This is a genomic window from Synechococcus sp. R55.2 (assembly GCF_047462075.1).
Classification (GTDB): domain Bacteria; phylum Cyanobacteriota; class Cyanobacteriia; order Thermostichales; family Thermostichaceae; genus Thermostichus.
This window is the reverse complement of record NZ_JANSIH010000259.1, coordinates 1-23763: the sequence shown is the minus strand read 5'-3', so window position 1 is coordinate 23763 and position 23763 is coordinate 1. Positions and strand designations below refer to the sequence as shown.

Genomic DNA, 23763 nt, shown 5'->3' with positions numbered 1-23763 from the left:
TGCCATTTGTTTTCATCTAAAAAAACCAACTTCATCCTCTTTCCTCTATAAATTACTCTCTCTATCCTAACATAAGATCAACACGACCTAGAAGTTTGAGGGTGAAAGATTGTTGAAGAGCCGGATCCCTAGCGGGTATACTGCACCCGCGGATCCAAAATGCTGTAGAGAATATCCGCCACCAAATTGAAAATCACGATCAAGATGGCGTAGATAAAGGTGATGGCCATCACCACCGGCGTATCGCCCCGGAAGATGGAATCCACCAACAAAGCGCCGATCCCAGGTACGCGAAAAATCTGCTCTGTAACCAGCGCTCCGGTAAACACGGATGGAATATCCAGGGCCACCAGGGTTACCACCGGGATCAAGGCATTGCGCAAAATGTGCCGATTCACCACCACCCATTCTTGCAAGCCTTTGGCCCTGGCCGTCCGCACGTAATCCCGGTTCATTTGCTCCAGCATTGAGGCTCGCACAAAGCGCATCAGCACCGCTGCCTGGAACAACACCAAGACTGTCACAGGCATGATCGATTGGCGCACCTGGGCCACAAAACTTGCCCAATCGGTTACCCGCAGCGTGCTGTTGTAGATGAAGGGGAACCAGCGCAGTTGCACACTGAAAATGATGATGAACAAAATACCCGTAAAAAAGGTGGGCAAGGAAAAGCCAACAAAAGCCAGCGTCGTCACCACTTGGTCGAAGAGGGTGTAGCGCTTCAGGGCAGAGATCACGCCCAAAGGCACCGCCAGCAATGCGCCGATAATATATGCAGTGCCAACTATCCAAAGAGTGGTGGGCAACCGTTGCAAAATCAAGTTCAACACGGGGCTGCGGCTGGTAAAAGAAAAGCCCATATCCCCCTGCATAAAAGCCCACAGCCACTTCACATAGCGGATGTAAATCGGCTGATCTAGCCCCAAAGAACGGCGAATGTTCTCCCGTACTTCCGCAGTGATGGCAGGATTGGTGGCAAATTCTGCCATGGGATCCCCAGGTGCCAAAGCCAAGATGGCAAACACCACGATGCTGATGGCCAGCAAGGTGGGAATGGAGATCAACAGGCGATTAATCAAGTAGCGCGTCATAAAAACAAAGAGACAAAAATGAAAGCAATGCCATCATGGTAGGGATGTTGGCAGCAAAATGTTAGGGGAAAGCCTTTCTTGCCCAGAGAGGAAAAAAAGAGGCAAGGGATCCCTCCCTCACCCCCGCCCCTCCCCGACAGGATCCCCTAGGACTTGCGAGTCCAATCTTTGATGTTCCAAGGTTCCAGATCCCAGGGGGTGAGATCGATCCCTTCCAGGCTGTTGGCCGCTGCCGCCGGGCTGGAGCGGTCGATCAAAGGAATCACCGCCACATCTTCTACTGTCAGGAAGTTGTTCATTTTCTTGATCTGCTCCTCCCGTTCTTTGGCATCGGTCATCGCCACCAGCTCGGCAAACATGGCGTCGTAGGTGGGGTTGCAATAGCGGGAGTCGTTGGACTTGGCCCAGTTGTTTTCTTTCTGGGCAATCTCCTCGCAAAGGTAACGGCGCAGGTAACTCGTCGGATCCGGGTTATCGTTGCCAGTGGTGTACATCTGTAGGTCAGCGTAGAAGTGGCCCAGGTTGTCGGGGTTGTTGGGTTCGCTGTCGAAGAAGATGCTGGCATCGATGCTCTTCAGCTCCAGGTCGATGCCGATCTTGCTGAAGTCTTGCTTGATGATCTCCTGAGTTTTCTGGCGCACCGGGTTAACAGAGGTTTGGAAAACCATGCGCATCTCTACACCACCTTTGTCCCGAATGCCGTTGTTGTTGCTATCTACCCAACCGGCTTCATCCAGCAGCGCTGCAGCTTTCTCCAGGTTGAATTCCCAGGGAGCGTTGGCCCGCAGGTTTTCGGGAGATAACACGTAGTCATTGGTGGGGGTACCGGCCACGCCGTAGATCTGATCGGCGGTGGTTTGCCGATCCACAGCCAGGCTCAGGGCTTTGCGCACGTTCAAGTCCGTCAGGAACGGATGGGGCACATCCTTGTGGGAGCGTTGCCCGTCTTTCTCTACGTTGGGGTCGGAGAAATTGATAACGATCCGCTCCATGCTCGGGCCAGGCTTGGGAATGACCCGACCAATGCCTGTAGCCTCTAGCTGAGCGAGCACTGCAGCTTCTACCTGGGTGTTCCAGGCATAGTCGGCATCGCCGGTTTGCAGCACCGCCCGTGCCGCAGAGGTGGCATCTCCACCTCCCTTCAATTCCACGCGCTTGAAGAAGGGCTTGCCCTCTTCCCGAAAGTTCTTGTTGGCCACATAGACGATCACATCCCCTGGCCTCACCTCTTCGGTAATGTAGGGGCCAGTGCCAATGGGGGCCAGGTTGGCAGGGGCCTCGCGGGAGTTAGGGCCGTTGTAGTCTTTGAAGATATGTTTGGGAATGATCATGCCGTTGCTGCCGACAAAGGGCACAAACCAAGCCACCGTCGGCTTTTTGAAGGTGATTTTCACCGTGGTCGGATCCACAGCTTCCACCGAGGCAACATCGGCATAGTATTCGGAGGTAATCGCCCCCACTTCTGAGTTGGAAACGTACTCGTAGGTGAAGACCACATCTTCAGCGGTGAAGGGTTCTCCATCCGCCCAAGTGACCCCGCTCTTCAACTTCCAGGTGACAGAGGTCAGATCTTTGGCAACGCCGCCGTTTTCAATGCTGGGGATTTCTGCTGCCAAAAAAGGCACCATTTCACCACGGGCATCAAAGCTGGCCAGAGGCTCATAGACCAAGCGGCTGGCTTCAAAGTCTTTGGTTCCTGTGGAGAGGTGAGGGTTAAGCAGAGTTGGCGCTTGCCAGTACAGCAACCGCAGGGTGTCGTCGGCTTGGGCCTGGACGGGTATCCAATGCTGGTGAACCAGCAACCCTCCCACCACAAACAGGGGAATCAACCACAGCCGCAGCTTGACCAACCGCAGTCTCAGACGTTGGAAAGGATGAAAAGACATTTACACTTACCTCTTGTAAACAGACTCAGCTAGGGGACTGGCGCTATGGCCTCCAAGTCATCCCAGAGATTTTCAGCCTTTGACTGGCAAGAACCGGGTAAGGTTCCCCCCCGGCGGTCCGATTGAGGTCAACTTTGTTGGATGAGGGTTTGCCTCAATCAAGACCTCTTTTAGGTTTAGGTTTCAGCAAGGTAGCAGATGGACGGGATTTTTCTGTAATTCGTTACACAGTATTGCCAGATCCCGCTTGCAGAGCCCTAGAGGGTTGGATTGCTGGGAATGGGGTTCCCCCGTTTGGTGCAAATGGATACGCAAATGTCTGTAGAGATGAGCAAGAATGGTGGCAGGGTTTCGTCAACCCTTAGGTGCTGCTCCTCTTTAGGGTTGAACTTGAACTCGGTCGGGATTGAGCTTGAATTGGTTTGTGTCTAAATGGTTCTAAGGGATGCTGGATTTTTCTGGAAAAATTCGCCATATAAGGGGAAATCCTTTTCCTTTGCTGTAGCGGTGACAAGGATCCCAGGAGCATGGCGCGATTGTTAGAAGTATGGCGGCTGGAAACGCGGTTCTATACCCAGGATGGAGTGGTGAAGGCCGTCAACGGTTCCAGCTTTCACGTGGACGAGGGGGAAACTCTGGGCATTGTGGGGGAATCGGGATCCGGCAAAAGTGTCACCATGCTCTCGGTGATGCGGCTGATCCCAACACCGCCGGGCAAAATTGTGGGGGGCGAGGTGCTGTTTGCCGGCCAAGACCTGCTCAAGCTGAAAGAATCGGAAATGCGGCGCATCCGGGGCAACCAGATCGCCATGATCTTTCAAGACCCCATGACCTCCTTGAACCCTGTCTTGCGAGTGGGCCAACAAATTGCCGAGGCTCTGCAGTTGCACCTGGGCATGACTCCTGCCCAAGCACGGCAGCGGACTATTGAACTGTTACAAATGGTTGGGATCCCGGCAGCAGCCGAGCGGGTGGATCACTATCCCCACCAATTCTCCGGGGGGATGCGGCAGCGGGTGATGATTGCCATGGGCCTGTCCTGCCGCCCAAAGCTGTTGATTGCCGATGAGCCCACCACCGCCTTGGATGTGACGATCCAAGCCCAGATTGTGGAGTTGATCAAAGCCTTGCGCGAGGAGATCGGCATGGCGATTATCTGGATTACCCATGATTTGGCCTTTTTGGCGGGCCTGGCCGACCGGATCTTGGTTATGTACGCCGGCCAGATTGTGGAAGAAGCTCCGTTGCACCAGCTTTACAAAAATCCCCGTCATCCCTACACCATCGGCCTGCTGCAGAGCATCCCCCGCCTGGATGAGCGCCGACGCGAAAAGCTGCAGCCCATTGAGGGCATGCCCCCGGATTTGGTCAACTATCCCAAGGGTTGTCCGTTTGCGGCCCGTTGTCGCTTCGTCATCGACCGCTGCTGGAGCGAAAATCCAGAGCTGGAGTCCGTTGGATCCCAGCATGCGGTGGCTTGCTGGGTAAAGCCGGAAGGAAAAGCCCATCTGCGGTCAGTGGCCGGTGTCGGCGGGGACGGTGAATCGCTGGAGAGGACGGCCCATGGTTGACCCCCCTTCTTTCCCGGCCAGCGCCTCTGTCGATGCTTGCCCACCTGAGACCGGCCAAGCCACCTTGGTGCGCGTCGAAAACCTAAAAGTGCATTTTCCCATTCGGCGGGGGCTAATCCTGCAACGACAGGTGGGATCCGTCAAGGCGGTGGATGGGGTGAGTTTTGCGGTGCGGCGGGGAGAAACCCTGGGGCTGGTGGGAGAATCGGGCTGTGGCAAGAGCACCCTTGGGCGAGCCATTTTGCAGTTATATCGGCCCACCGCCGGGAACGTGTATTTTGGGGGTGTCGATCTGACCCAGCTCAGCCCGGAAGAGCTGCGCCGCATGCGGCAACGCATGCAGATGGTGTTTCAGGATCCCTATGCCGCTCTGAATCCCCGCCAGACGGTGGGGGCAATTGTGGGGGAGCCCCTGACAGTCTTTAGGGTGGCCGGGGGCAAAGCGCAGCAGGAGCGGGTCAGGGAGCTGCTGGAGGTGGTCGGCCTCAATGCCAACTTTGTCAACCGCTATCCCCACGAGTTTTCGGGCGGGCAACGGCAGCGGATTGTCATTGCCCGTGCCTTGGCTTTGAAGCCGGATTTTATTGTCTGTGATGAGCCGATCTCGGCTTTGGACGTGTCGATTCAGGCCCAGGTGATTAACTTGCTGCAGTCTTTGCAAGAGCAGTTCGGCCTCACCTATCTGTTCATCGCCCATGACCTGAGCGTGGTGCGCCACATTTCCGACCGGGTGGCGGTGATGTACTTGGGCAAGGTGGTGGAGCTGGCGGATCGCGACGAGATTTACCAAAATCCTCTCCATCCCTATACCCAGGCACTGCTCTCGGCAGTTCCCATTCCCGACCCGGAAGTGGAAGCCAGGCGCAAGCGGATCATCCTCAAGGGCGATGTGCCTAGCCCGGTCAACCCGCCCAAAGGATGCAACTTCCACACCCGCTGCCCTTGGGTAACAGAGGCGTGCCGTCAAGATCCACCCCCGGCCTTTCGCGAGGTGAGCGCGGGGCATTTTGTGGCTTGTCACCTGGTGCCCTAGGCAGCCCTCAAGGGATCCCGGCCACGCCGGTTTGGCGGGCAGCCTGGATTACCGCAGCGGCCACCTGAGGAACCACCCGCCCGTCGAAGACCGAGGGGATGATCCACTGGGGATCCAACTCTTCGGCAGGGATCAAGGCAGCAATGGCTTGAGCGGCAGCCAGGCACATCTCGGTGTTGATCTGCTTGGCGCGGCAGTCGAGGGCGCCGCGAAACACGCCCGGAAAGGCCAGCACGTTGTTGATTTGGTTGGGGTAGTCGCTGCGGCCCGTGGCCATCACTGCCACCCGATTGCCCACCAGCTCCGGCTGGATCTCGGGCACCGGGTTGGCCAGGGCAAAGACGATGGGATCCGGTGCCATTTTTTCTACCATCTCCACTGTCAGGGCATTGGCCACGCTCACCCCAATAAACACATCCGCTCCCACCAAGGCTTCCGCCAGGGATCCCTTCTCCTCGACGGCAATGGCCGCCTTCTCGGGGGTGAGATCGGAACGGGAGCGGCTGAGGATCCCTTGGCGGTCGCAGACCAGGATGTGGGCTGCCCCGGCCCGCCGCAGCAGTTGCGTCACGGCAATGCCGGCTGCCCCGGCCCCGTTGAGGACAATGCGCACCTCGTCTAGGCTCTTTTTCACCACTTTCAGGGCATTCAGCAGCGCCGCCAGCACCACAATGGCGGTGCCGTGCTGATCGTCGTGAAACACCGGCAGGTTGAGGCGGGCCTTGAGCTGAGACTCAATGGCAAAGCAGCGAGGGGCGCTGATGTCTTCCAGGTTAAAGCCGCCAAATCCCGGCGCCAGGCGCACCACCGTCTCTACAATTTCCCCCACCTCCTGAGTGGCCAGGCACAGAGGAAAGGCATCGATATCGGCAAAGCGCTTGAACAGCGCCGCTTTCCCCTCCATCACCGGCAAAGCTGCCTCCGGGCCGACATTCCCCAAGCCCAGCACCGCGCTACCATCGGTTACAATGCCCACACTGTTGCCCTTGATGGTGTACTCATAGACCGCGGCGGGGTTGGCAGCAATTTCCAGAGAAACCCGCCCTACCCCCGGCGTGTAGGCCATGGCCAGATCGGCGGCGCTCTCCAGGGGGCTTTTGGCCACCACTTGCAGTTTTCCCCCTCGATGCAGCTCAAAGGTGCGATCTACCACCCGCTCCACTTTCACATTGGGTAGGGCAGCCACGGCGGCGCGAATTTGCTGGGCATGCTCGCTGCTGACGGCATCCACCGCGATCTCCCGTACCGTCTCCGCAGGGGATTGGTGGATGAGGTCGATCTGGCTGAGGCTGCCTCCCACCTCGGCAATGGCTTGGGTCACACGGGCTAGGGCTCCCGGCTGGTTGAGCAGGCGAATGCGCAGGGCAATGCTATAGCTGGAGCTGGGGGTGAGTTTTGTCATAGTCCCTTATGGTAGACGAAAAATCCGATTCCGACCTGCACACCTTGGCCGATTGGCTGGAGGGCTACTACAGCAACCGCGCCCAGGCAATGGCGGAGCCGGTGTGGTTTGTGCCGGTCAGCCTTTGGTACGTGCGTCTGCCCCACCTGTTTTCCCAAGGGATCGGCTTTTTTACCGAACAATTCAACCAACACACGCCGGGCCGGTTTTATCGCAGCCGGGTGCTCCAGGTATTGGGGGATCCCTTGCGGATCGAGAACTACAAATTGCGGGATCAAGCAGCTTGGGCAGGTGCCTCTCAGGATCCGCAGCGCTTGGCGCAGCTCTCCTTGGCCGACCTGGAGCATTTGCCCGGTTGTCGCATTTTGGTGGAAAAGCGCCCAGACTGCTACCACGGCGAAATGCTGCCAGGTGGAGAATGTCGTCTGAACCCCGGCGATAGCACCTACATCCACATCGAATTTGACCTCACAGCCGAGGAATTCATCACCTGGGATCGCGGCTTTGACGCCACCACCGGCCAACAAACCTGGGGATCCCGCGCCGGCCCCTACCGCTACCAAAAAGGGATCCCACCGGCTCCTCTTCAGGTCTGAACCTTCAAAACAGGAAGGGAAACAGATCTCGAAACCCTTTGCGCAGCCTGAGCAAAAAGATCAGCCGTTCCACCTCGGGGGAGACGGATCCGGTTTCGGGCCGAGCTGCCAAGGCTTCCTGGAGTTCCAGAGCCTCGGCGGCGGCGAGGGGCTGATTATCGACCGGAGAGCGAGCCCGCAAGTCGGGCTGGGCCCGCAACACCTCTTCCGGGATCTCATCGGCAGGGGGCAGTGCCCAAGCTTCCGGCCAAAGCAGCAGCAGACCCGCGCAGCAGCCCAGTCCTGCACTCCAGAGCCGTTGGCCCATCCGACCGGTTCTCCTAGCGTTGTCCACTGAACTCCACCCCTTGAAGGGATCCCTCCCAACCTTTCCCAACCCCTCGACCTGTTGCTGGGGAAAAGGGGGGGATCCCTTTAGCTGGCCATGGCTTCCGAGCGCTCTTGGATCACCCGATCCACGATGCCGTAAGCCTGAGCTTCCGTGGCCGAGAGGTAAAAGTCTCGCTCCACATCCCGCTCGATTTTCTCCAGCGGTTGGCCGGTGGTTTGCGCCAAGATCTCGTTCATGCGTCGTTTGACTCGCAGAGTTTCGCGGGCGCGAATTTCAATGTCGCTGGCTTGGCCTTGGATCGTGCCCAGCGAAGGCTGGTGCAGCATGATGCGGGAGTGGGGCAGGGCAAACCGCTTGCCCTTGGTGCCAGCAGCCAACAAAAAGGCTCCCATTGAAGCTGCTTGGCCCACGCAAACCGTAACGATATCTGGCTTGATGTGGTTCATGGTGTCGTAGATGGCCATGCCCGCCGTCACAGAGCCACCGGGAGAATTGATGTACATCACAATGTCCTTTTGCGGATCCTGCGAGTTGAGGTAAAGCATCACCCCCACGATGGTATTGGCCAAGCTATCGTCAATGGGCTCGCCGATAAACAAAATCCGCTCTTGGTACAGGCGATCGTCAAGGCTAATCCACTGGCTATAGGGCTCGCCGGGCAAACGGTAGGGAACCCGAGGCACTCCAATCGGCATAAGTTTCTCCTGGCAAAGTATGAAACACAGAACGACGCGCTTGTAAGATATCTTCCGCGCTCAAATCCAGCTGGGGCAAAACCGAGGAAACAATGCGTCCAGATCCAGTTTTGACCTCGCCTTCGTATTCTCCGCCAACCCAGCGCACCGCGGAAACGGACTGCTTGGCTGGATCCACTGGGATCCCACGGGCAGCGTAATCTTTGCGCTTGTCTTGATAATCGTGTTTTTCATTGTCTACTCCGGGGGAAACGACTTCCACCACCAACAGCGGCAGGGGCATGTGCAGGCAAGGATTCCGCAACCGTTTCCCAGCAAGCTCACATAGCGGGATGCAAAGCCATCACCTCTGGATTGCGCAACCGAGCCTTGGCTGCGGGCACTTCGACCTCAACTTGGCCCAAGCTCAGGCGTTGGATGGGCAAAAACTTGGGCAATTCCGCAACCAGAAACAGCTCAATGAGGGTGTTCATACGCTCCTCGGCTTCCCGAATGGACCCGTCTTCAGGTTCAACCCGTCCTTCATAAAGCCCGTCCGTGAGGCGTAGGTACTCCCCCACCGTCAAAGGCTGTACGGGAACTTGAACCATCGACGGATCCCTCTGCTTCAGTTTTTGGCTGTTGCCAACTTCGGCACGCCTTTGGAACTGGTCAGCACCTGATCGATGAGGCCGTAGGCTTTGGCTTCCTCTGGTGTCATGAAAAATAGCCGCTCCGTGTCCTTCTTGATGCGCTCCATAGGCTGGCCCGTGCTGCGGGACAGTTGCTCCAGCATCATGTTGCGCAAAGTCAGAATCTCGCGGGTGCGAATTTCGATGTCGCTGGCCTGTCCACGGGTGCCCCCATAGGGCTGGTGGAGCACGATCGTGGCATTGGGCAGACTGGCCCGAAATCCTTTGGCTCCTGCTGCCAATAACATGGCCGCCATCCCAATGGCATTGCCGATGCAGATAGTATGCACAGGCGGCTTGATGTAGTTCATGGTGTCCAGAATGGCAAAGGCCGCTGTGTCGTAGTTATAGGTGCCCGTCGAGTTGATGTACATCTTGATCGGCTTTTCCCGATCCTCGTACTGCAAATACAGCAGTTGCTCGATGATCAGCTTGGTGACGTTGGCATTCGACTCTTCCGCAAGGGGCAAGCCCAGGTAGACAATGCGCTCCTGCAGCAGCAGCGAAGCCAAATCTGGGGGTGGGGTACGAACCGGAGCGCCGCCATAGTAGTAGTAGGTCGATTGCACCATGCCAGAGATCTCCTACGCCTGGGTCTGTTCAACTGAAAAACACCAGAAAAACAACACTTGAGGACCACAAGGGATCCGCAGCATCCCAACGGATCCCTTGCAGTCTGAGGACCTCTCAAAGCCAGCTTTACTCCGCCCCTTGAGGCAAGAGAACCCGCTCCGGCTCCGTGACCAGCACCTTGGGCTTGCGCTCCTCATCCACATCGATGAGCACCTCCGATCCCTCCCGGACATGCCCAGTCAGGATCTCTTCCGCCAGGATGTCTTCCAGCAGGCGTTGGATGGCGCGGCGCAGCGGGCGTGCCCCGTAGCTGGGGTTATACCCCTCCTCCACCACCAAGTCTTTGAAGCGGTCGCTGACCGTAAGGCGGATTTTCTTCTCCGTCATGCGGTCAAACACTTCCTTGAGCAGGATGTCGGCAATCTGCTTCACCTCATCCTTGGTCAGTTGCCGGAAGACGATGATCTCGTCCACGCGGTTGAGGAACTCCGGACGGAAGTACTGCTTCAGCTCCTCATTCACCAGGTTGCGGATGCGGTTGTAGTTGGCATCCTCGTCGTTGGTGTTGAACTCGAAGCCGAGGCTGCCGCCGCCCTTCTCGATGACCTTCGAGCCGATGTTAGAGGTCATCACGATCAGGGTGTTCTTGAAGTCCACCGTGCGGCCTTTGGCATCGGTCAGGCGGCCATCCTCCAGGATTTGCAGCAATAGGTTAAACACATCCGGGTGCGCCTTCTCGATCTCATCGAAAAGCACCACCGTGTAGGGGCGACGCCGCACCGCTTCTGTGAGCTGACCCCCCTCGTTGTAGCCCACATAGCCCGGCGGGGATCCGATCAGCTTGCTGACCGTGTGCCGCTCCATGTATTCCGACATGTCGAGGCGGATCATGGCCGACTCGGAGCCGAAGAAGTAGGCTGCCAAAGCCTTGGTCAGCTCGGTTTTGCCCACCCCTGTTGGGCCGGAGAAGATGAAGCTGGCGATGGGGCGGTTGGGATTTTTCAGCCCCACCCGAGCGCGGCGGATGGCCCGGGAGATGGCCCGCACCGCTTCGTCTTGGCCGATGATGCGCTGGTGCAGGGTTTCTTCCATGTTCAGCAGCTTCACTGACTCGCTCTCGGTCAGCTTGGCCACCGGCACCCCCGTCCAGGCGCTGACCACTTGGGCCACGTCCTCTTCGGTTACCTCAGGCATTTCGCTGCGGCTGCTCTCCTCGGCTTTTTTGGCAGCGGCAATGGCGCGGATCTGCTGCTTGATCTCCATCTCCCGATCCCGCAGCTCACCAGCCTTGTCGAAGTTCTGGGCCCGCACCGCAGCGTCTTTCTCCTTGAGCACTCGCCGCAACTCTTGATCCAGCTCCCGGGCCGCCGGGGGCAGTTGAGAGTTGATCAGGCGCACCCGCGAAGCAGCCTCGTCGATCAAATCGATGGCCTTATCTGGCAAGAACCGGTCGGAGATGTACTGGTCGGCCAGCTTGGCTGCCGCATCCAAGGCGGCATCGGAGATCTTCAGCTTGTGGTGCTGCTCGTAGCGCTCCCGCAGGCCAAACAGGATCTCGATGGTCTCGGAGACTGTCGGCTCGCCCACCATGATGGGCTGGAAGCGACGCTCCAGGGCGGCATCCCGTTCGATGTGCTTGCGGTACTCATCCAGGGTGGTGGCGCCGATGCACTGCAGCTCGCCGCGGGCCAAAGCAGGCTTGAGGATGTTGGCGGCATCAATCGCCCCTTCCGCAGCCCCGGCCCCGATCAGGGTATGCACCTCGTCGATGACCAGGATGATGTTGCCGGCATTGCGGATCTCATCCATGATTTTCTTGAGGCGCTCTTCAAACTCGCCGCGGTACTTGGTGCCGGCCACCAGCAAACCAATATCCAGGCTGATCACCCGCTTGTCGGCCAAAATATCCGGCACATCCCCCTGCACGATGCGCTGGGCCAAACCTTCGGCAATGGCAGTTTTGCCTACCCCCGGCTCGCCAATGAGGACGGGGTTGTTCTTGGTGCGGCGGCCCAAGATCTGGATCACCCGCTCGATCTCCCGCGTCCGACCGACCACCGGATCCAGCTTGCCCTCCTGGGCCAGTTGAGTTAGGTTGGAGCCGAATTCGTCCAGGGTGGGCGTTTTGGTGCGACTGGAGGATCCCCCCCCTGCCGTCACTTCGGCAGTCTCGCCCAACATGCGGATCACCTGGGTGCGCACCTTGGAGAGATCCACCCCCAGGTTTTCCAAGACGCGGGCCGCTACTCCCTCCCCTTCTCGGATCAGGCCCAGGAGCAGGTGCTCAGTGCCAATGTAGTTGTGGCCGAGCTGGCGGGCCTCTTCTAGGGAGAGTTCCAGCACTCGCTTGGCGCGGGGAGTGAAAGGGATCTCGACGGCCACAAAACCGGATCCCCGACCGATAATTTTCTCGACTTCAATGCGGGCGTCCTTCAAGTTCACTCCCATGGACTTGAGAACTTTGGCGGCGACCCCAGTGCCCTCGCCGATTAACCCCAACAAAATTTGCTCGGTGCCAACGAAATTGTGACCTAACCGTCTGGCTTCTTCTTGGGCCAGCATGATCACCTTGATGGCTTTTTCTGTAAAGCGTTCAAACATGATCCTCGGGCTCCCTACGCCTGCATCAAGGCGGACTTGATAGGGGTAATCCTAGCACAAGTTCTGGCGAAACCAAGGGACGGTAAATACCCCAGACGGAAGCTGTCTGGGGCCAAAACGCGCCTGGAGAGATTTGAACTCCCGACACCGTGGTCCGTAGCCACGTGCTCTAGTCCACTGAGCTACAGGCGCAAAAGGGGCGGGCCAACCACGGTTGACTGTCTGTCCATACTATCTGTCCATAGTTACTCAGATACTATCCAGTACTATCCAGAGACAGAGATGGACATCTATCAATGTGGCTTAGGCATTCTAGCACAAGAGCGTTTTTTGGAAAGTCCAACGGGGGTGTAGATATCCGCCAGCGTTAACATTGCCCTTGCCAAGGTTGCCGGACTTCTCCCCCCACTTCCAGGCCGGCTTGGGGGCTGGTGGCCTTGATCACCGGCGTCCAGACTTGGCCGTTGCGCTGCCAAAGCTGCAGGTGCAGATGTCCTGCCAGGGTATCCCGACAGTTGCGCTGCATCCCTTCTGGGCCAGGAGTGAATACAGTTTGGCCAGGCCGTCCCGTGTGCCCTTCCAGCCGAATACACCAGAGGGCGCTCTCTCCCCGGATTCGCCAAGATCCCCAGGGATCCACTTGCCAGGTCAGCCGAGCGGATCCGGGTCGCCATTCCAAAAAGGGCTGGGATCCCCATCCATGCAGGCTGATCAGGGCCACTTCTTCGGGGCGGGTGAGCACCTGCCGCTCAGCTCCGGCACAGGTGAGGCTAAGGCCGGGATGCTGGGGAAAGGCGTTGCACTGGATCCAAAACCAGCGGCGAGGAAAGCTTTGGCCCCAATTTTTTTCGGCGTAGGCGGGAGCCTGCTGAAATGCATAGCGCCTGCCTCTCCACTCCACCCAGCCGGTGGCCAAGCCATGGCTCATGAGGATCTGCCAGCCCGGCTCAAAGATGGGCAGATAAGACCAGGCTCCCATGGTGGCTCGGGGTGGGATCCCATAGGCAAAACGAGGTTGAATGCGGTAGAGCCAGCGAATAGGCTCAGAGCCCAAGGGATCCGGCAAAATCCCCTGATTGAGGTGGGCGGTGTATTGGTAGCCACTGGCGGTGCGCTGGAAGAAGGTGAAGGGATCCTGAAGGCCGCGACAGCCGGGGCCTGGGATCCCTGAGTGCCCCAAGGCCAGATGGGTTGAGCTGGCCCAAAAGCGGCGGGGATTGGGGAAGGTGCGCCAATGCAACTCCTCCTCCGGCCCCAACACCTGAGCCATGCCCCCACGCTTGGGATTGATGGCGTACATGAAGGCAAAGCTAATGGGCGGATCCCCGGGCAACGTTACCCGGCTATACCAACCCTCAAAAAACCGCTCTGTGCAGCCATCCCAGTGGTAGCCGGCATGGGGCAGGGATCCCCAATCTGTTGAGTTGTTTTGCCCAGAGCAAGCCGCCGTTGGAGGAAACGCCATTGAGACCTAAGCCATCGCAACAATGATAAACGGAAGTCTATGCTTACCAAAATAATAATTGTATTGTTTCTATATTTATTTGCCCTTAGGATATCAACCAAGCTGAGATTTAAGGATTTCTTGAGATTTCACGAAGGAAATCCATGGGTCAGGCGACTTGAACTGGAAAGCTTCCATCTTGCCTTCACATATCCTTTCGATGAGGTGAGCATGACGTCACGTCGTAACTTTTTGCTGTCTGCGGGTGCGGCCACCGTGGGTGGACTCGTGAGTGGCAGCTTAGCACGGGCCAGCACAGGCTACTGGGTTGCCCAGGCCAGCGGCCCAGAAACCCCCAATCTCAGGTTAGGCTTTATACCGATTGTGGAGTCTGCCCCCCTGATCATCGCCAAGGAAAAGGGCTTTTTCGACAAGCATGGCATGACCGGTGTAGAGGTGTTGAAGCAGGCCAGTTGGCCGGCAGCCCGTGACAATGTGGTCATCGGCTCAGCGGGTGGGGGAATCGACGGTGGCCAGTGGCAGATGCCGATGCCTCACATGATCCACATTGGCGCCATCACCAACAATCAGCCGGTGCGCATGGCAGTTCTGTGTCAGTTGATCACCCAAGGCAACGGGATTGCCATTGCCGGAATGCATGCTGGCAAGGGTTTGGGGCTGGATATCTCGGGAGCCGCGGATTACATCAAAAATTTCAGCGCCAGCAACGGACGCAAATTCAAGGCCGCTCATACCTTCCCCAACGTCAATCAAGATTTTTGGATCCGTTACTGGTTTGCTGCTGGGGGGGTAGATCCGGATCAAGACATCGACCTGTTGGCGGTTCCCTCTGCCGAAACGGTGCAGGGAATGCGCAATGGCACCATGGATGCTTTTAGCACCGGGGATCCCTGGCCCTACCGAATTGTGGCAGATGGGATCGGGTTTATGGCGGCCCTTACCCAACAGATTTGGCCCTTTCACCCCGAAGAATACTTGGCCATTCGCGCCGATTGGGTAGAGCAAAACCCCAGGGCCACACAAGCCACTTTGATGGCGGTGATGGAAGCGCAGCAATGGTGCGACGATCCGGCCAACCGAGAAGAACTGACACGCATTCTCTCAGGGCGTGCCTACCTGAATGTGCCGGTTGAAGTTCTCACCCCTCCCTTTCAAGGCAACTACGAATTGGGAGACGGCAAGCCAGCTGTTCAAGATTTCAATGCCGGGCCCTTGTACTGGGAAGATGGCCGGGGCAGCGTCTCTTACCCCTATAAGAGCCATGACCTTTGGTTCCTGACGGAATCCTTGCGTTGGGGCTTCCACGCTCGCTTCCTTCCCGATCTGGATACTGCCCGTCGTCTGGTGGATGAAGTGAACCGTGAAGATCTCTGGCGTGAGGCCGCCCAGGCACTGGGGGTGAAGAACATCCCCAACAACACCTCGCGGGGAACAGAGCGTTTCTTTGACGGTGTGGTGTTTGACCCACAGGATCCGCAGGCTTACCTGAACAGCCTGAAAATCAAAAGGGTCTAGCTGAATAGCTTGATTGGGCCAAGTTCCTCACCTTCTTTCGCAGGAAGTCCATGGCTTACCGTTTCCTTGTTCGAATCTCTCGCGCGACAGGGATCCTGCCTACCTGTGGGATCCCACGAGGTCGAAAAAAGCGGTGCCGAGCTTTCTGCCCAAACGATGGAAAGTTGATGGATGCTATGAGCCTCGCACTTTTTGAATAACTTTAAATGCCATGTTGAGGATCGGCTATGTTGGCTCTACTTCACGTTCCGCGCGAACTCTTCAGGGATCCTCCTTTTGAGAGGCCGGCCCGGCCTCGCTGGGACAAGCTCATCCTTTCAATAGCCGTAGGAATCCTGAGTTTTCTGATTGTCGTGAGAGTTTTGTTGAGTTTGCAATCCCTGTGTTTGCCCATCCAAAGAAAAGGCAAGGCCAATCCCAGTTCATGCTCTGTTTCCAACACGTTGTAGAACCCTGCGGCTGGAATGTTCTGAGAGCGCGACAACAGAGAACCTTGTAAAACCCTATCCTCTCCAGGAGCTATGACGACAACACTTTCTTCTCCGGCAAAATCTGCAACGGCGAAGTTCGATTTGGCGAAGTACCGAGATCAGATTCTCCCCCCTGTGGTGGGTATTGTTGGATTCCTGCTCATCTGGCAGCTCTTGGCCAGTGCCAACCTTATTCGGCTGCCGGGGCCTTGGGATGTGTGGATGGACGAGCGCAGCCGATATCTGATCCTGCATCCTTTGTATCGCAACAGCGACCTCGACCAAGGGCTGCTGCGCCAAACCTTGGCCAGCCTACAAAGGGTGGCCATCGGCTATTGCAGTGCCGCTTTGGTGGGCATCACGTTGGGCATTTTGGTGGGAAGCAGTGTGTGGATCAACCGAGCTTTGGATCCCATTTTCCAATTTTTGCGCATGGTAGCTCCCTTGGCTTGGGTGCCCATATCTTTGGCTGCTTTGCAACGCAATGAGCCGGCTGCCCTGTTCGTTATTTTTATTACCTCAATTTGGCCCATTCTCATCAACACGGCTGTGGGGGTGAGACAGATCCCGGAAGACTACATCAACGTCTCCAAAGTGCTCAAGCTCTCCAAAGTGGACTTCTTTTTTAAGGTGTTGCTGCCCTCAGCCCTGCCCTACATGTTCACAGGTCTGCGCATCGGCATCGGCCTGTCTTGGCTGGCCATTATTGCCGCAGAGATTGTGATGTCGGGTGTGCCGGGGATCGGCTTTTTCATCTGGGATGCCTACCAGCAGAACTACGTTACGGAGATCATCGTTGCCGTCATCTACATCGGAGCGGTGGGATTGCTTTTGGATCGCCTGATGTCTGTTTTGCAAAACAAGATAGCCAACCAATGATGTGTTGGATGTGTTGTCAGTATGTGGTTGGTTTGAGGCTAGACGGGTGATAGGTTGGGAGGTTTTCTGTGTCTGTATTGGTCAGTGTGGAGCAGGTGGAAAAATCTTTTGCTCTGCCCGGAGGGCAGGAATACCTTGCTCTGAAAGGGATCGATCTGCAAATCCATCGAGGGGAGTTTGTCTCCTTAATCGGCCACTCCGGCTGTGGCAAATCCACCCTGTTAAACATGGTGGCGGGTCTGTCTTTGCCGACAGGGGGGATCGTAGCTTTGGATGGACATACCATTACGGCTCCCGGCCCCGATCGCATGGTGGTGTTTCAGCATTACTCGCTTTTGCCTTGGCTAACGGTTCGGCAAAACATTGCGCTGGCGGTGAATGCCGTTCTTAAAAACCATTCTCCGGCGGAGCGTCAGCAGATTGTGGAAGAGCACATCGATCTGGTGGGTTTGCGCCATGCCGCAGATAAGCCCCCAGCCCAATTGTCCGGGGGTATGAAGCAGCGGGTGGCCATTGCCCGTGCCCTGGCTTTGCGGCCCAAAGTGTTGTTGTTGGATGAGCCATTTGGCGCTTTGGATGCGCTCACGCGCGGGAACTTACAAGAGCAGTTGATGCGCATCTGCGAAGAACATCAGATGACCACCCTCATGGTCACCCACGATGTGGACGAAGCGGTTCTTCTGTCAGATCGTGTGGTTATGCTCACCAACGGGCCGGGATCCCGAATTGGGAACATTTTAACCATTGACATTCCTCGGCCCCGCCGTCGGCTGGAGGTGGTCAACCATCCCAGCTACTACAGCTACCGCAGCGAGATCATCTACTTTTTGAACCAACAAAAACGCATCAAGCAATGGCGTGCTCGCCGCAGCACTGTGGTGGCCAGGCATGGCTTGGAAAAGATCAACTTGGAGATCGGCTTTGTGCCCCTCACTGCCTGCGCTCCGTTGGCTGTAGCTAAAGAAAAAGGGTTCTTTGCCAAACACGGCTTGGAAGAAGTGAATTTGGTGCGGGAAACCAGTTGGCGAGGGATCCAAGACGGCATTCAGGGAGGTTATCTGGATGCGGCCCAAATGCCCGCCGGTATGCCGGTGTGGATGTCTTTGGGCGGAGGGGATAACCCGCCTCAGCCGGTGGTTACGGCCCTCACCTTGACCCGCAACGGCAATGCCATCACCTTGCATAAGCGGTTCTATGAGCAAGGGATCCACACCCTCAGCCAGTTGAAGGCTTACATTCTGGATAGTCCCAGCCGTCGGCTTACCTTTGGGGTGGTGCATCCCAGCTCTATGCACAATTTGCTGTTGCGCTACTGGCTGGCAGCCGGTGGGATCCACCCGGATCATGACGTGGTGCTGAAAACGCTGCCCCCGGCTCAGATGGTGGCCAACCTAACAGCCGGCAACATCGATGGGTACTGTGTGGGAGAGCCCTGGAATCTGCGGGCCGCCCTGGAGGGCAGCGGCTTTACGGTGGCTACGGATCTGGAGATTTGGCTGGGCCATCCCGGCAAGGTGTTGGGGGTGCGAGAAGATTGGGCCAGAGCCTACCCCAACACCCACATTGCCTTGGTGAAAGCGCTGTTGGAAGCCTGCCGCTACTGTGAAGACCCGGCCCATCACGACGAGATTCGCGAGCTGCTCAGCCGCCGCGCCTACCTGAGCACCGACCCATCCTACATTCATCTGGGGGATCCCCAGCGTCTGATCTGTGACTTGGACAGGCCGATGCGGGAATATGCCCACCACCGCTTCTTTCTGGGAGCCGGCAACCGTCCCAGCCGCACCGAGCATCTGTGGATGATGACCCAAATGGCCCGCTGGGGGGATCTGCCCTTCCCTCGCAACTGGGTGGAGATTGTAGAGCGGGTGTGTCAGGTGGGGGTATTCAGTACGGCAGCCCGCGAGCTGGGGCTGGATGTGTCTTACCAGCGGCAGCCCATTCAGTTGTTCGATGGGATCCCCTTTAATGGTGAGGATCCCCTGGCCTACCTCAACAGTTTGGCGATTAAGCACGATATTTATGTAGCCGAGGTTGCTTTGGATCGTCGTCCTGTGTTGCTCTAGATACCCACTTGGGCACCCTTGCAAAAGCACATTCCCCGTTGTGAGAAAATCATGAGTTGGAGCACCCTACGATGACTGCCCTCTTGACAACCTCTACCCCAGCGAACGTAGCCGCAGAACCCTACCTAAGCCTTGAGAATGTCAGCAAGACCTACTCAACTCCCAAGGGGGATTATCCCGTCTTGCGAGATATCAACCTCAGTGTGAACGAGGGAGAGTTTGTCTGCTTGGTTGGGCATTCCGGCTGTGGCAAAACCACCCTGCTGAATATGGTTTCCGGATTTGCCCAGCCCACCAGTGGCTCGGTGAAGCTGAAAGGGCAGCCGATTACAGCTCCTGGCCCGGAGCGCATGGTAGTGTTTCAAGGGTATGCCCTGTTGCCTTGGCTCACGGTTTATGAAAATGTTTATTTGGCCGTTCGGTCGGTATTTCCCCAAAAGAGCCAGTCGGAAAAGCATCGAATTGTGGAAGAACATTTGGATTTGGTGGGGCTGGGGGAAGCCGCTCAGAAATATCCCTCGCAAATTTCGGGAGGGATGAAACAGCGGGTAGCCATTGCTCGTGCGTTGGCCATCCGTCCAGAAGTGCTGATTTTGGATGAACCCTTCGGGGCCTTGGATGCCATTACCAAAGAGGAGCTTCAAGAGGAGCTGTTGCGCATTTGGGATGAACATCGCTGCACGGTTTTGATGATTACCCACGACATTGATGAGGCGCTGTTTTTGGCCGACCGCCTGGTGCTGATGACCAATGGCCCTGCAGCCACCATCGGGCAGATCGTGACCATCCCCTTCCCGCGCCCCCGGGATCGCGAGCGGATTCTTGAAGATCCGCAGTACTACCGCCTGCGCAACTCGGTTCTCAGCTATCTCTACGGCCATGAAGCCAACCCAGAGGCGGCTTACCGGTAAATCCAACCTGGAGCAGTTGACGGAGCGAGAGGGCGACAAGGCAACCCAAAACCCAAAAACCACACACCTTGGCCATCAGGTGCAGCCCCTGGTCAGGCGATCCGCAAACCTCTCTTGGAACTCGCACACAACGCCGTGCAACCGCTCGTCCAAAACGGCCAGCGTCTGGGATGCGATCTCGTCCGGCACGCCGCCGAAAAACGCCTCCGCAATGCCCCCGGCAATGCAGGCCATGGTGTCTGCGTCTCCACCAAGGGAGATGGCGTTGCGCACCGCGTCTTCAAAACCGTCTGCCTCTAGGAACGCGATGATCGACTGGGGCACCGAGCCCTGACAGGAGACATCGAAGCAGTAGTGCTCCCGGATATCGTCCAGCCGCTCGGATAGGCAGTATCCGAACTCTTGCTCGATGTACGTCTTGATGTCGGCCTTGGTGTACCCTGACCGGGCGAGAAACACGGCGGCTGCCGTAGCCTGAGCGCCGCGGATGCCCTCCGGGTGGTTGTGGGTTACCTCGGCACTGGCCCGCGCCTGGGCCAGCACTTCTTCCAGCGTGTTGCAGGCGATGCCAATGGGGCTAACCCGCATGGCGGCTCCGTTGCCCCAACTGTAGTACGGCTCACGGCAGCGATGCTCGGCCCAGTGGATGAAGCTGCTCCCGTACCCAGCCTCTGGGTAGGCGTGGAAGTACTCATGGTACCAATCGACGTAGCTACCGCCCCGCAGCAGCCGCTCGGCCACAGCGACCGTCAGAACCGTGTCATCGGTAAATTGGCTGGCCTCGACGAACAGCGGAAAGTTCTTCGTTTTGGTGCCCGAGTGCTCATGGACAGAGCCGATAACATCCCCGGCAATGGCTCCCAGCATCAGTACCCTCTCCTTTTTCTTTTCCCAGTTCTCAATCTCCCGGTTCTCAATCTCGCCGTTTCCGAAAAGGCTCGCCCGTCCATCCAATTCTGAATCCGCACCCCTAGGCAATCAAGCGGCGCACCGCCCGAAGCAGCTCCGCGGGGGGAGGAGAGTTGGGATCCCAGCGAATTTCCAACTCAGGTGAGTCTTTGAGCACTTGAGGAGGGCCGGGCGAGGTGTGCAGGATGGCCACACAGCGCAAATTGCCCCGGTCTCGACAAAACTCGTGCCAGAGAGGGATAGCCTCGGGATCCCGGCTGACCACCAGGTAGTGGGAGCAGGCTTCCAGGATCGGCTGCTTTTGCGGATCCACCTTGCCGCCCACATCCACAATCACCAAACTCTTTTGCCGGCGCAAAGCCAGAATGGCCTGGGCATGGAAGCTGAAAAATTCGGGGGTAAAAGAGCCCCGGTACTGGTGCTTGAGGATCTTCGCCTCTTCTGGTGGCAAGTCTAAAGTCCAATTGCCTTCCCCATCCCAATGGGCCCGTTGCAGATAAATATCGGGATGCTCCGGCAGCAGAGCTTCGAAGAGGGCGCGGGCAAGACGGCTTTTGCCACTGTCGGGGGGGCCCACCACCATCACCGCCGCTGCCAATTCTGAACCCGGCCTTCCCTGCACCCAGGGGATGACCTGGCCCACCCGCACTTCGGGGGTATGGCTGGAGACCACCACCGCGCCCAAGCGTGGGTCATAACAGGCCACCCAACGGGTGAAGTGGCACTCATGCACCAGCCAGCCATACAGCCAAATGGGGGCCCGCCCCGTCAGAACCACCCCCAGCTGGGCATTGATCCCGGCAGGCAGCTGAAGCTGAGCCAAATCCTCTGGAAAAACCAGGCGATCCGGTCGGGTCAGCTCAATTTCGATGACCTGAAAAGACAGTTCCGAAGAATGGGATCTTCGAGGGTCCAAGGACTCCGTCCCGCTGGCGCGAAAGGACTCCGTCCCGCTGGCGCGAGCGGCCAGACAGCCGGAAAGCAAATGCAGTGCCACAGCAGCCATGGGCAGATTTGACGAGACAGGTTGACTTCAGTATGGAAGAGATTGGAAGTGGAAGGTTCCAACTCATGTCAGAGTGGTCAGGCTCTCACTTGCGCCTTGCTCCAAGAAAACCCCTGGCCTGGAGTGCCATCAACTGGTTGACCTAAGAACCGAGGGAACTGTCGGATGAGCGGATTTGAGCTGCCTTTGACGGTGGAAGTGTTGCGTTGGTTAGCGGGCGGTCAGTTGGCCGAGCGCCTGGAGCGGGCCGTGCGCCTGTGGCTACTGCTCCACTGCCTCTATGGCGAAAACCGCTGGCCAGACCTGCCGGAAACCTTTGGCTACACCCACATCCGGGATCGCTTGCTCTCACCACGGCACCCCAAGCAGGATCTGGCACAAGGGATCCCTTCACCCTGTCCTGATGTTGACTGCATTTGCTGGAAACCCTTGAGGTTTTGGCTGAAGGATCCCAACCTATTGGCCGCCTTAAAAGCAGAAGTTCCGGATCTGGAAGCGCTGCTATCTGCTCAACCCTTTCACAAGACCCATCGCACACTGCGCAAAGAGCTGGATTACCTGGCTGCCCGGGGTTGGCTGCAACAAATTCAGGCCAACTCTAGGCGGAGAGACAATTTTCGCTGCCGTGCGCCGGGGGATCGTCCCCAACTGCCCGTATCTTCATCGGCTTTGACCTTATCGGGCCATCAACTGGAACAGATCTATCACATCCTCAGCGATGTGGCCTTTGTACATCCAGATGTGCAGGTTTTGCTGGATGAAATCTGGGAAAATCAAAGGACTCCGTCCCGCTGGCGCGATCAGCACTCGCAGCGGCGGCTTTTTGTCTGGTTTGAGTACATCCTCTCGGACGAACAGCAAGAACGGGTGGATGAATATCAAAGCCAGCTAGAAGCCCTTTGGGCCAACCCAGAAGCAGGGGTGATCGGTTTTGACTACGCCACCCGCCAACATGGGATCCGACACGTTCTCACTTACCCAGTCTGTTTGTTCTATGCTCGCCGCGCCAAGTATTTGGCAGCCTTTGGCCAGCTTCCCACCCCCGAAGGATCCCTGGGCTGGCACAATTTTCGGCTGGATCGGATCCAGTCTGAGCGCTTGGCGGTGATCCCCTGGGGCGATCCTTCTATCCCGGCAGAGCTGGCAATCCGCAAACGGCAAAAGAAGCTGCCCAGCCCGGAAGAAGTCCAAGCAGCATGGGAAGAAGCCTGGGGATCCGATTTTTACCTGCCCAAGGCATTGTTGATCCTTCGATTTTCCCCGGAGTTTGCCCGTCGCTATGTGGAAAGCACAGTGCGACATCCCACCTTCCAGCCCATTGCCTACGAGCGGATCCCGGCTTTGGTGCAGCAGGCAGTGGCGGATGTGCGGGAACGCCAACAGATTTTGAACATTCTCCGGCAAAGGCCGGCCAGCGACCGCTATTTTCGGGCCTGGGTACGGGTGGGAGATACCAATTTCACCATGCGCCTGCGGGATTGGCGGCCCAACGGCGAGGTGATCGCTCCCCCGGCCTACCGGGAACAGATGGCTCGGGAAGCCCAGGCAGAGCTGCAGTTTTATCGCCCCGACCTGAAGCTTTCTTGACCTTCCTGCCCATGACCACCCTCTACCTAACCGAGCCGGGGACTGTGGTTCACTGCCAAAACCAAGCCCTGCTCATTCGACAGCGTGGCCAAGAGCAGCTTTGCCGCCTTGCGGAGGTGGAGCTGGTGGTGGTGTTGCCCGGGATCCAATTGACCAGCGCAGCTTTGGCCCAACTGCTGGATCGAGGCATCGAAACCATTTTTTTGCGTGCGGATGGCGGTTTTCGCGGTCGCCTGCAGGGATCCTTCTCCACCAACTCTGAGATCCGTCTGGCCCAGTATCAGCGGGCCTACTCCCCCTGGGGGCTGAGGTGGGCCAAGGTGATTGTGCGCGGCAAGATTCGCAACCAACGGGCAATTCTACAACTGCACAACCGGGCTACCCGCGGCCAAATTGCCCCCTTACAGGAGGGTATTGATGTTATCGCCGCCTACCTGCAACAGTTGGATCGCTGATACATTTACGCTGAACACTGCTGAACATCACTGTTCAACTATGCAGCGAT

General features: G+C 57.5%; 21 protein-coding genes and 1 tRNA gene. 9 read left to right on the top strand and 13 right to left on the bottom strand.

Annotated features, from left to right (window positions below; all coding sequences use genetic code 11):
- Positions 1-128: 128 nt before the first annotated feature.
- Both NW838_RS08770 and NW838_RS08765 read right to left on the bottom strand, forming a co-directional pair.
- On the bottom strand, positions 129-1091 hold the full coding sequence (locus NW838_RS08770; protein ID WP_414358333.1) for an ABC transporter permease: 963 nt from the start codon (positions 1089-1091) through the stop codon (positions 129-131).
- A gap of 146 nt (positions 1092-1237) precedes the next feature.
- Positions 1238-2977 carry a peptide ABC transporter substrate-binding protein gene (locus NW838_RS08765; RefSeq protein WP_414358330.1) on the bottom strand — a complete coding sequence of 580 codons (1740 nt, stop codon included), beginning with the start codon at positions 2975-2977 and terminating at the stop codon, positions 1238-1240.
- Between the two features lie 527 nt (positions 2978-3504).
- On the opposite strand from NW838_RS08765, the gene NW838_RS08760 reads away from it, so the two are divergent.
- A complete protein-coding gene (locus NW838_RS08760) occupies positions 3505-4548 on the top strand; it encodes an ABC transporter ATP-binding protein (RefSeq protein WP_414358329.1) in 1044 nt (347 codons plus the stop codon).
- Positions 4541-5581 (top strand): ABC transporter ATP-binding protein, encoded by a 1041-nt coding sequence (locus NW838_RS08755; protein ID WP_414358327.1) that lies wholly within the window; start codon positions 4541-4543, stop codon positions 5579-5581. Before NW838_RS08760 ends, NW838_RS08755 begins: the two co-directional genes overlap by 8 nt.
- A 7-nt stretch (positions 5582-5588) precedes the next feature.
- Here NW838_RS08755 and NW838_RS08750 read toward each other — a convergent pair whose 3' ends face one another.
- Entirely contained in the window at positions 5589-6983 is a 1395-nt protein-coding gene (locus NW838_RS08750; protein ID WP_414332124.1) for a malic enzyme-like NAD(P)-binding protein, read from the bottom strand.
- 8 nt (positions 6984-6991) lie between these two features.
- On the opposite strand from NW838_RS08750, the gene NW838_RS08745 reads away from it, so the two are divergent.
- Positions 6992-7579, top strand: a complete 588-nt coding sequence (locus NW838_RS08745) for a chromophore lyase CpcT/CpeT (RefSeq protein WP_414427869.1) — start codon at positions 6992-6994, stop codon at positions 7577-7579.
- 4 nt (positions 7580-7583) lie between these two features.
- On the opposite strand, the gene NW838_RS08740 is transcribed toward NW838_RS08745, so the two are convergent.
- From NW838_RS08740 to NW838_RS08705, 8 genes are all read right to left on the bottom strand, one after another.
- A complete protein-coding gene (locus NW838_RS08740; protein ID WP_414357640.1) occupies positions 7584-7886 on the bottom strand; it encodes a hypothetical protein in 303 nt (100 codons plus the stop codon).
- 107 nt (positions 7887-7993) lie between these two features.
- A complete protein-coding gene (locus tag NW838_RS08735; protein WP_011432257.1) occupies positions 7994-8605 on the bottom strand; it encodes an ATP-dependent Clp protease proteolytic subunit in 612 nt (203 codons plus the stop codon).
- The gene (locus tag NW838_RS08730) at positions 8553-8888 is read right to left on the bottom strand and encodes a Uma2 family endonuclease (protein ID WP_049749557.1); all 336 of its coding nucleotides are present in this window, start codon (positions 8886-8888) and stop codon (positions 8553-8555) included. The genes NW838_RS08735 and NW838_RS08730 overlap by 53 nt, the downstream gene beginning before the upstream one ends.
- 37 nt (positions 8889-8925) lie before the next feature.
- Complete coding sequence (locus tag NW838_RS08725; RefSeq protein WP_414349572.1) at positions 8926-9195, bottom strand: hypothetical protein; 270 nt, start codon at positions 9193-9195, stop codon at positions 8926-8928.
- Between the two features lie 17 nt (positions 9196-9212).
- Positions 9213-9848 carry an ATP-dependent Clp protease proteolytic subunit gene (locus tag NW838_RS08720; protein WP_414349574.1) on the bottom strand — a complete coding sequence of 212 codons (636 nt, stop codon included), beginning with the start codon at positions 9846-9848 and terminating at the stop codon, positions 9213-9215.
- 127 nt (positions 9849-9975) lie between these two features.
- Positions 9976-12450, bottom strand: a complete 2475-nt coding sequence (locus tag NW838_RS08715) for an ATP-dependent Clp protease ATP-binding subunit (protein ID WP_011432255.1) — start codon at positions 12448-12450, stop codon at positions 9976-9978.
- 118 nt (positions 12451-12568) lie between these two features.
- Positions 12569-12642: transfer RNA gene (locus NW838_RS08710), tRNA-Arg, on the bottom strand.
- A gap of 175 nt (positions 12643-12817) precedes the next feature.
- Complete coding sequence (locus NW838_RS08705; RefSeq protein WP_414357641.1) at positions 12818-13915, bottom strand: tocopherol cyclase family protein; 1098 nt, start codon at positions 13913-13915, stop codon at positions 12818-12820.
- A 204-nt stretch (positions 13916-14119) separates the two neighbouring features.
- On the opposite strand from NW838_RS08705, the gene NW838_RS08700 reads away from it, so the two are divergent.
- From NW838_RS08700 to NW838_RS08685, 4 genes are all read left to right on the top strand, one after another.
- Positions 14120-15430, top strand: a complete 1311-nt coding sequence (locus tag NW838_RS08700) for a CmpA/NrtA family ABC transporter substrate-binding protein (RefSeq protein WP_414357642.1) — start codon at positions 14120-14122, stop codon at positions 15428-15430.
- 521 nt (positions 15431-15951) lie between these two features.
- Complete coding sequence (gene ntrB, locus NW838_RS08695; protein ID WP_414357643.1) at positions 15952-16779, top strand: nitrate ABC transporter permease; 828 nt, start codon at positions 15952-15954, stop codon at positions 16777-16779.
- 68 nt (positions 16780-16847) lie between these two features.
- A complete protein-coding gene (locus NW838_RS08690; protein ID WP_414357644.1) occupies positions 16848-18845 on the top strand; it encodes a nitrate ABC transporter ATP-binding protein in 1998 nt (665 codons plus the stop codon).
- Between the two features lie 71 nt (positions 18846-18916).
- Positions 18917-19756 (top strand): nitrate ABC transporter ATP-binding protein, encoded by an 840-nt coding sequence (locus NW838_RS08685; RefSeq protein ID WP_414344143.1) that lies wholly within the window; start codon positions 18917-18919, stop codon positions 19754-19756.
- Between the two features lie 75 nt (positions 19757-19831).
- On the opposite strand, the gene NW838_RS08680 is transcribed toward NW838_RS08685, so the two are convergent.
- Positions 19832-20623 carry an ADP-ribosylglycohydrolase family protein gene (locus NW838_RS08680; RefSeq protein ID WP_414357645.1) on the bottom strand — a complete coding sequence of 264 codons (792 nt, stop codon included), beginning with the start codon at positions 20621-20623 and terminating at the stop codon, positions 19832-19834.
- 103 nt (positions 20624-20726) lie between these two features.
- Positions 20727-21671 carry a CRISPR-associated ring nuclease Crn3/Csx3 gene (crn3, locus tag NW838_RS08675; protein ID WP_414349585.1) on the bottom strand — a complete coding sequence of 315 codons (945 nt, stop codon included), beginning with the start codon at positions 21669-21671 and terminating at the stop codon, positions 20727-20729.
- 165 nt (positions 21672-21836) lie between these two features.
- Here crn3 and NW838_RS08670 point away from each other — a divergent pair, with 165 nt between their 5' ends.
- Both NW838_RS08670 and cas1 read left to right on the top strand, forming a co-directional pair.
- Positions 21837-23258 carry a TIGR03985 family CRISPR-associated protein gene (locus tag NW838_RS08670; RefSeq protein WP_414357647.1) on the top strand — a complete coding sequence of 474 codons (1422 nt, stop codon included), beginning with the start codon at positions 21837-21839 and terminating at the stop codon, positions 23256-23258.
- Positions 23255-23713, top strand: coding sequence for a CRISPR-associated endonuclease Cas1 (gene cas1, locus NW838_RS08665; protein WP_414357648.1), 459 nt, complete (start codon positions 23255-23257; stop codon positions 23711-23713). Before NW838_RS08670 ends, cas1 begins: the two co-directional genes overlap by 4 nt.
- Positions 23714-23763: the final 50 nt, after the last annotated feature.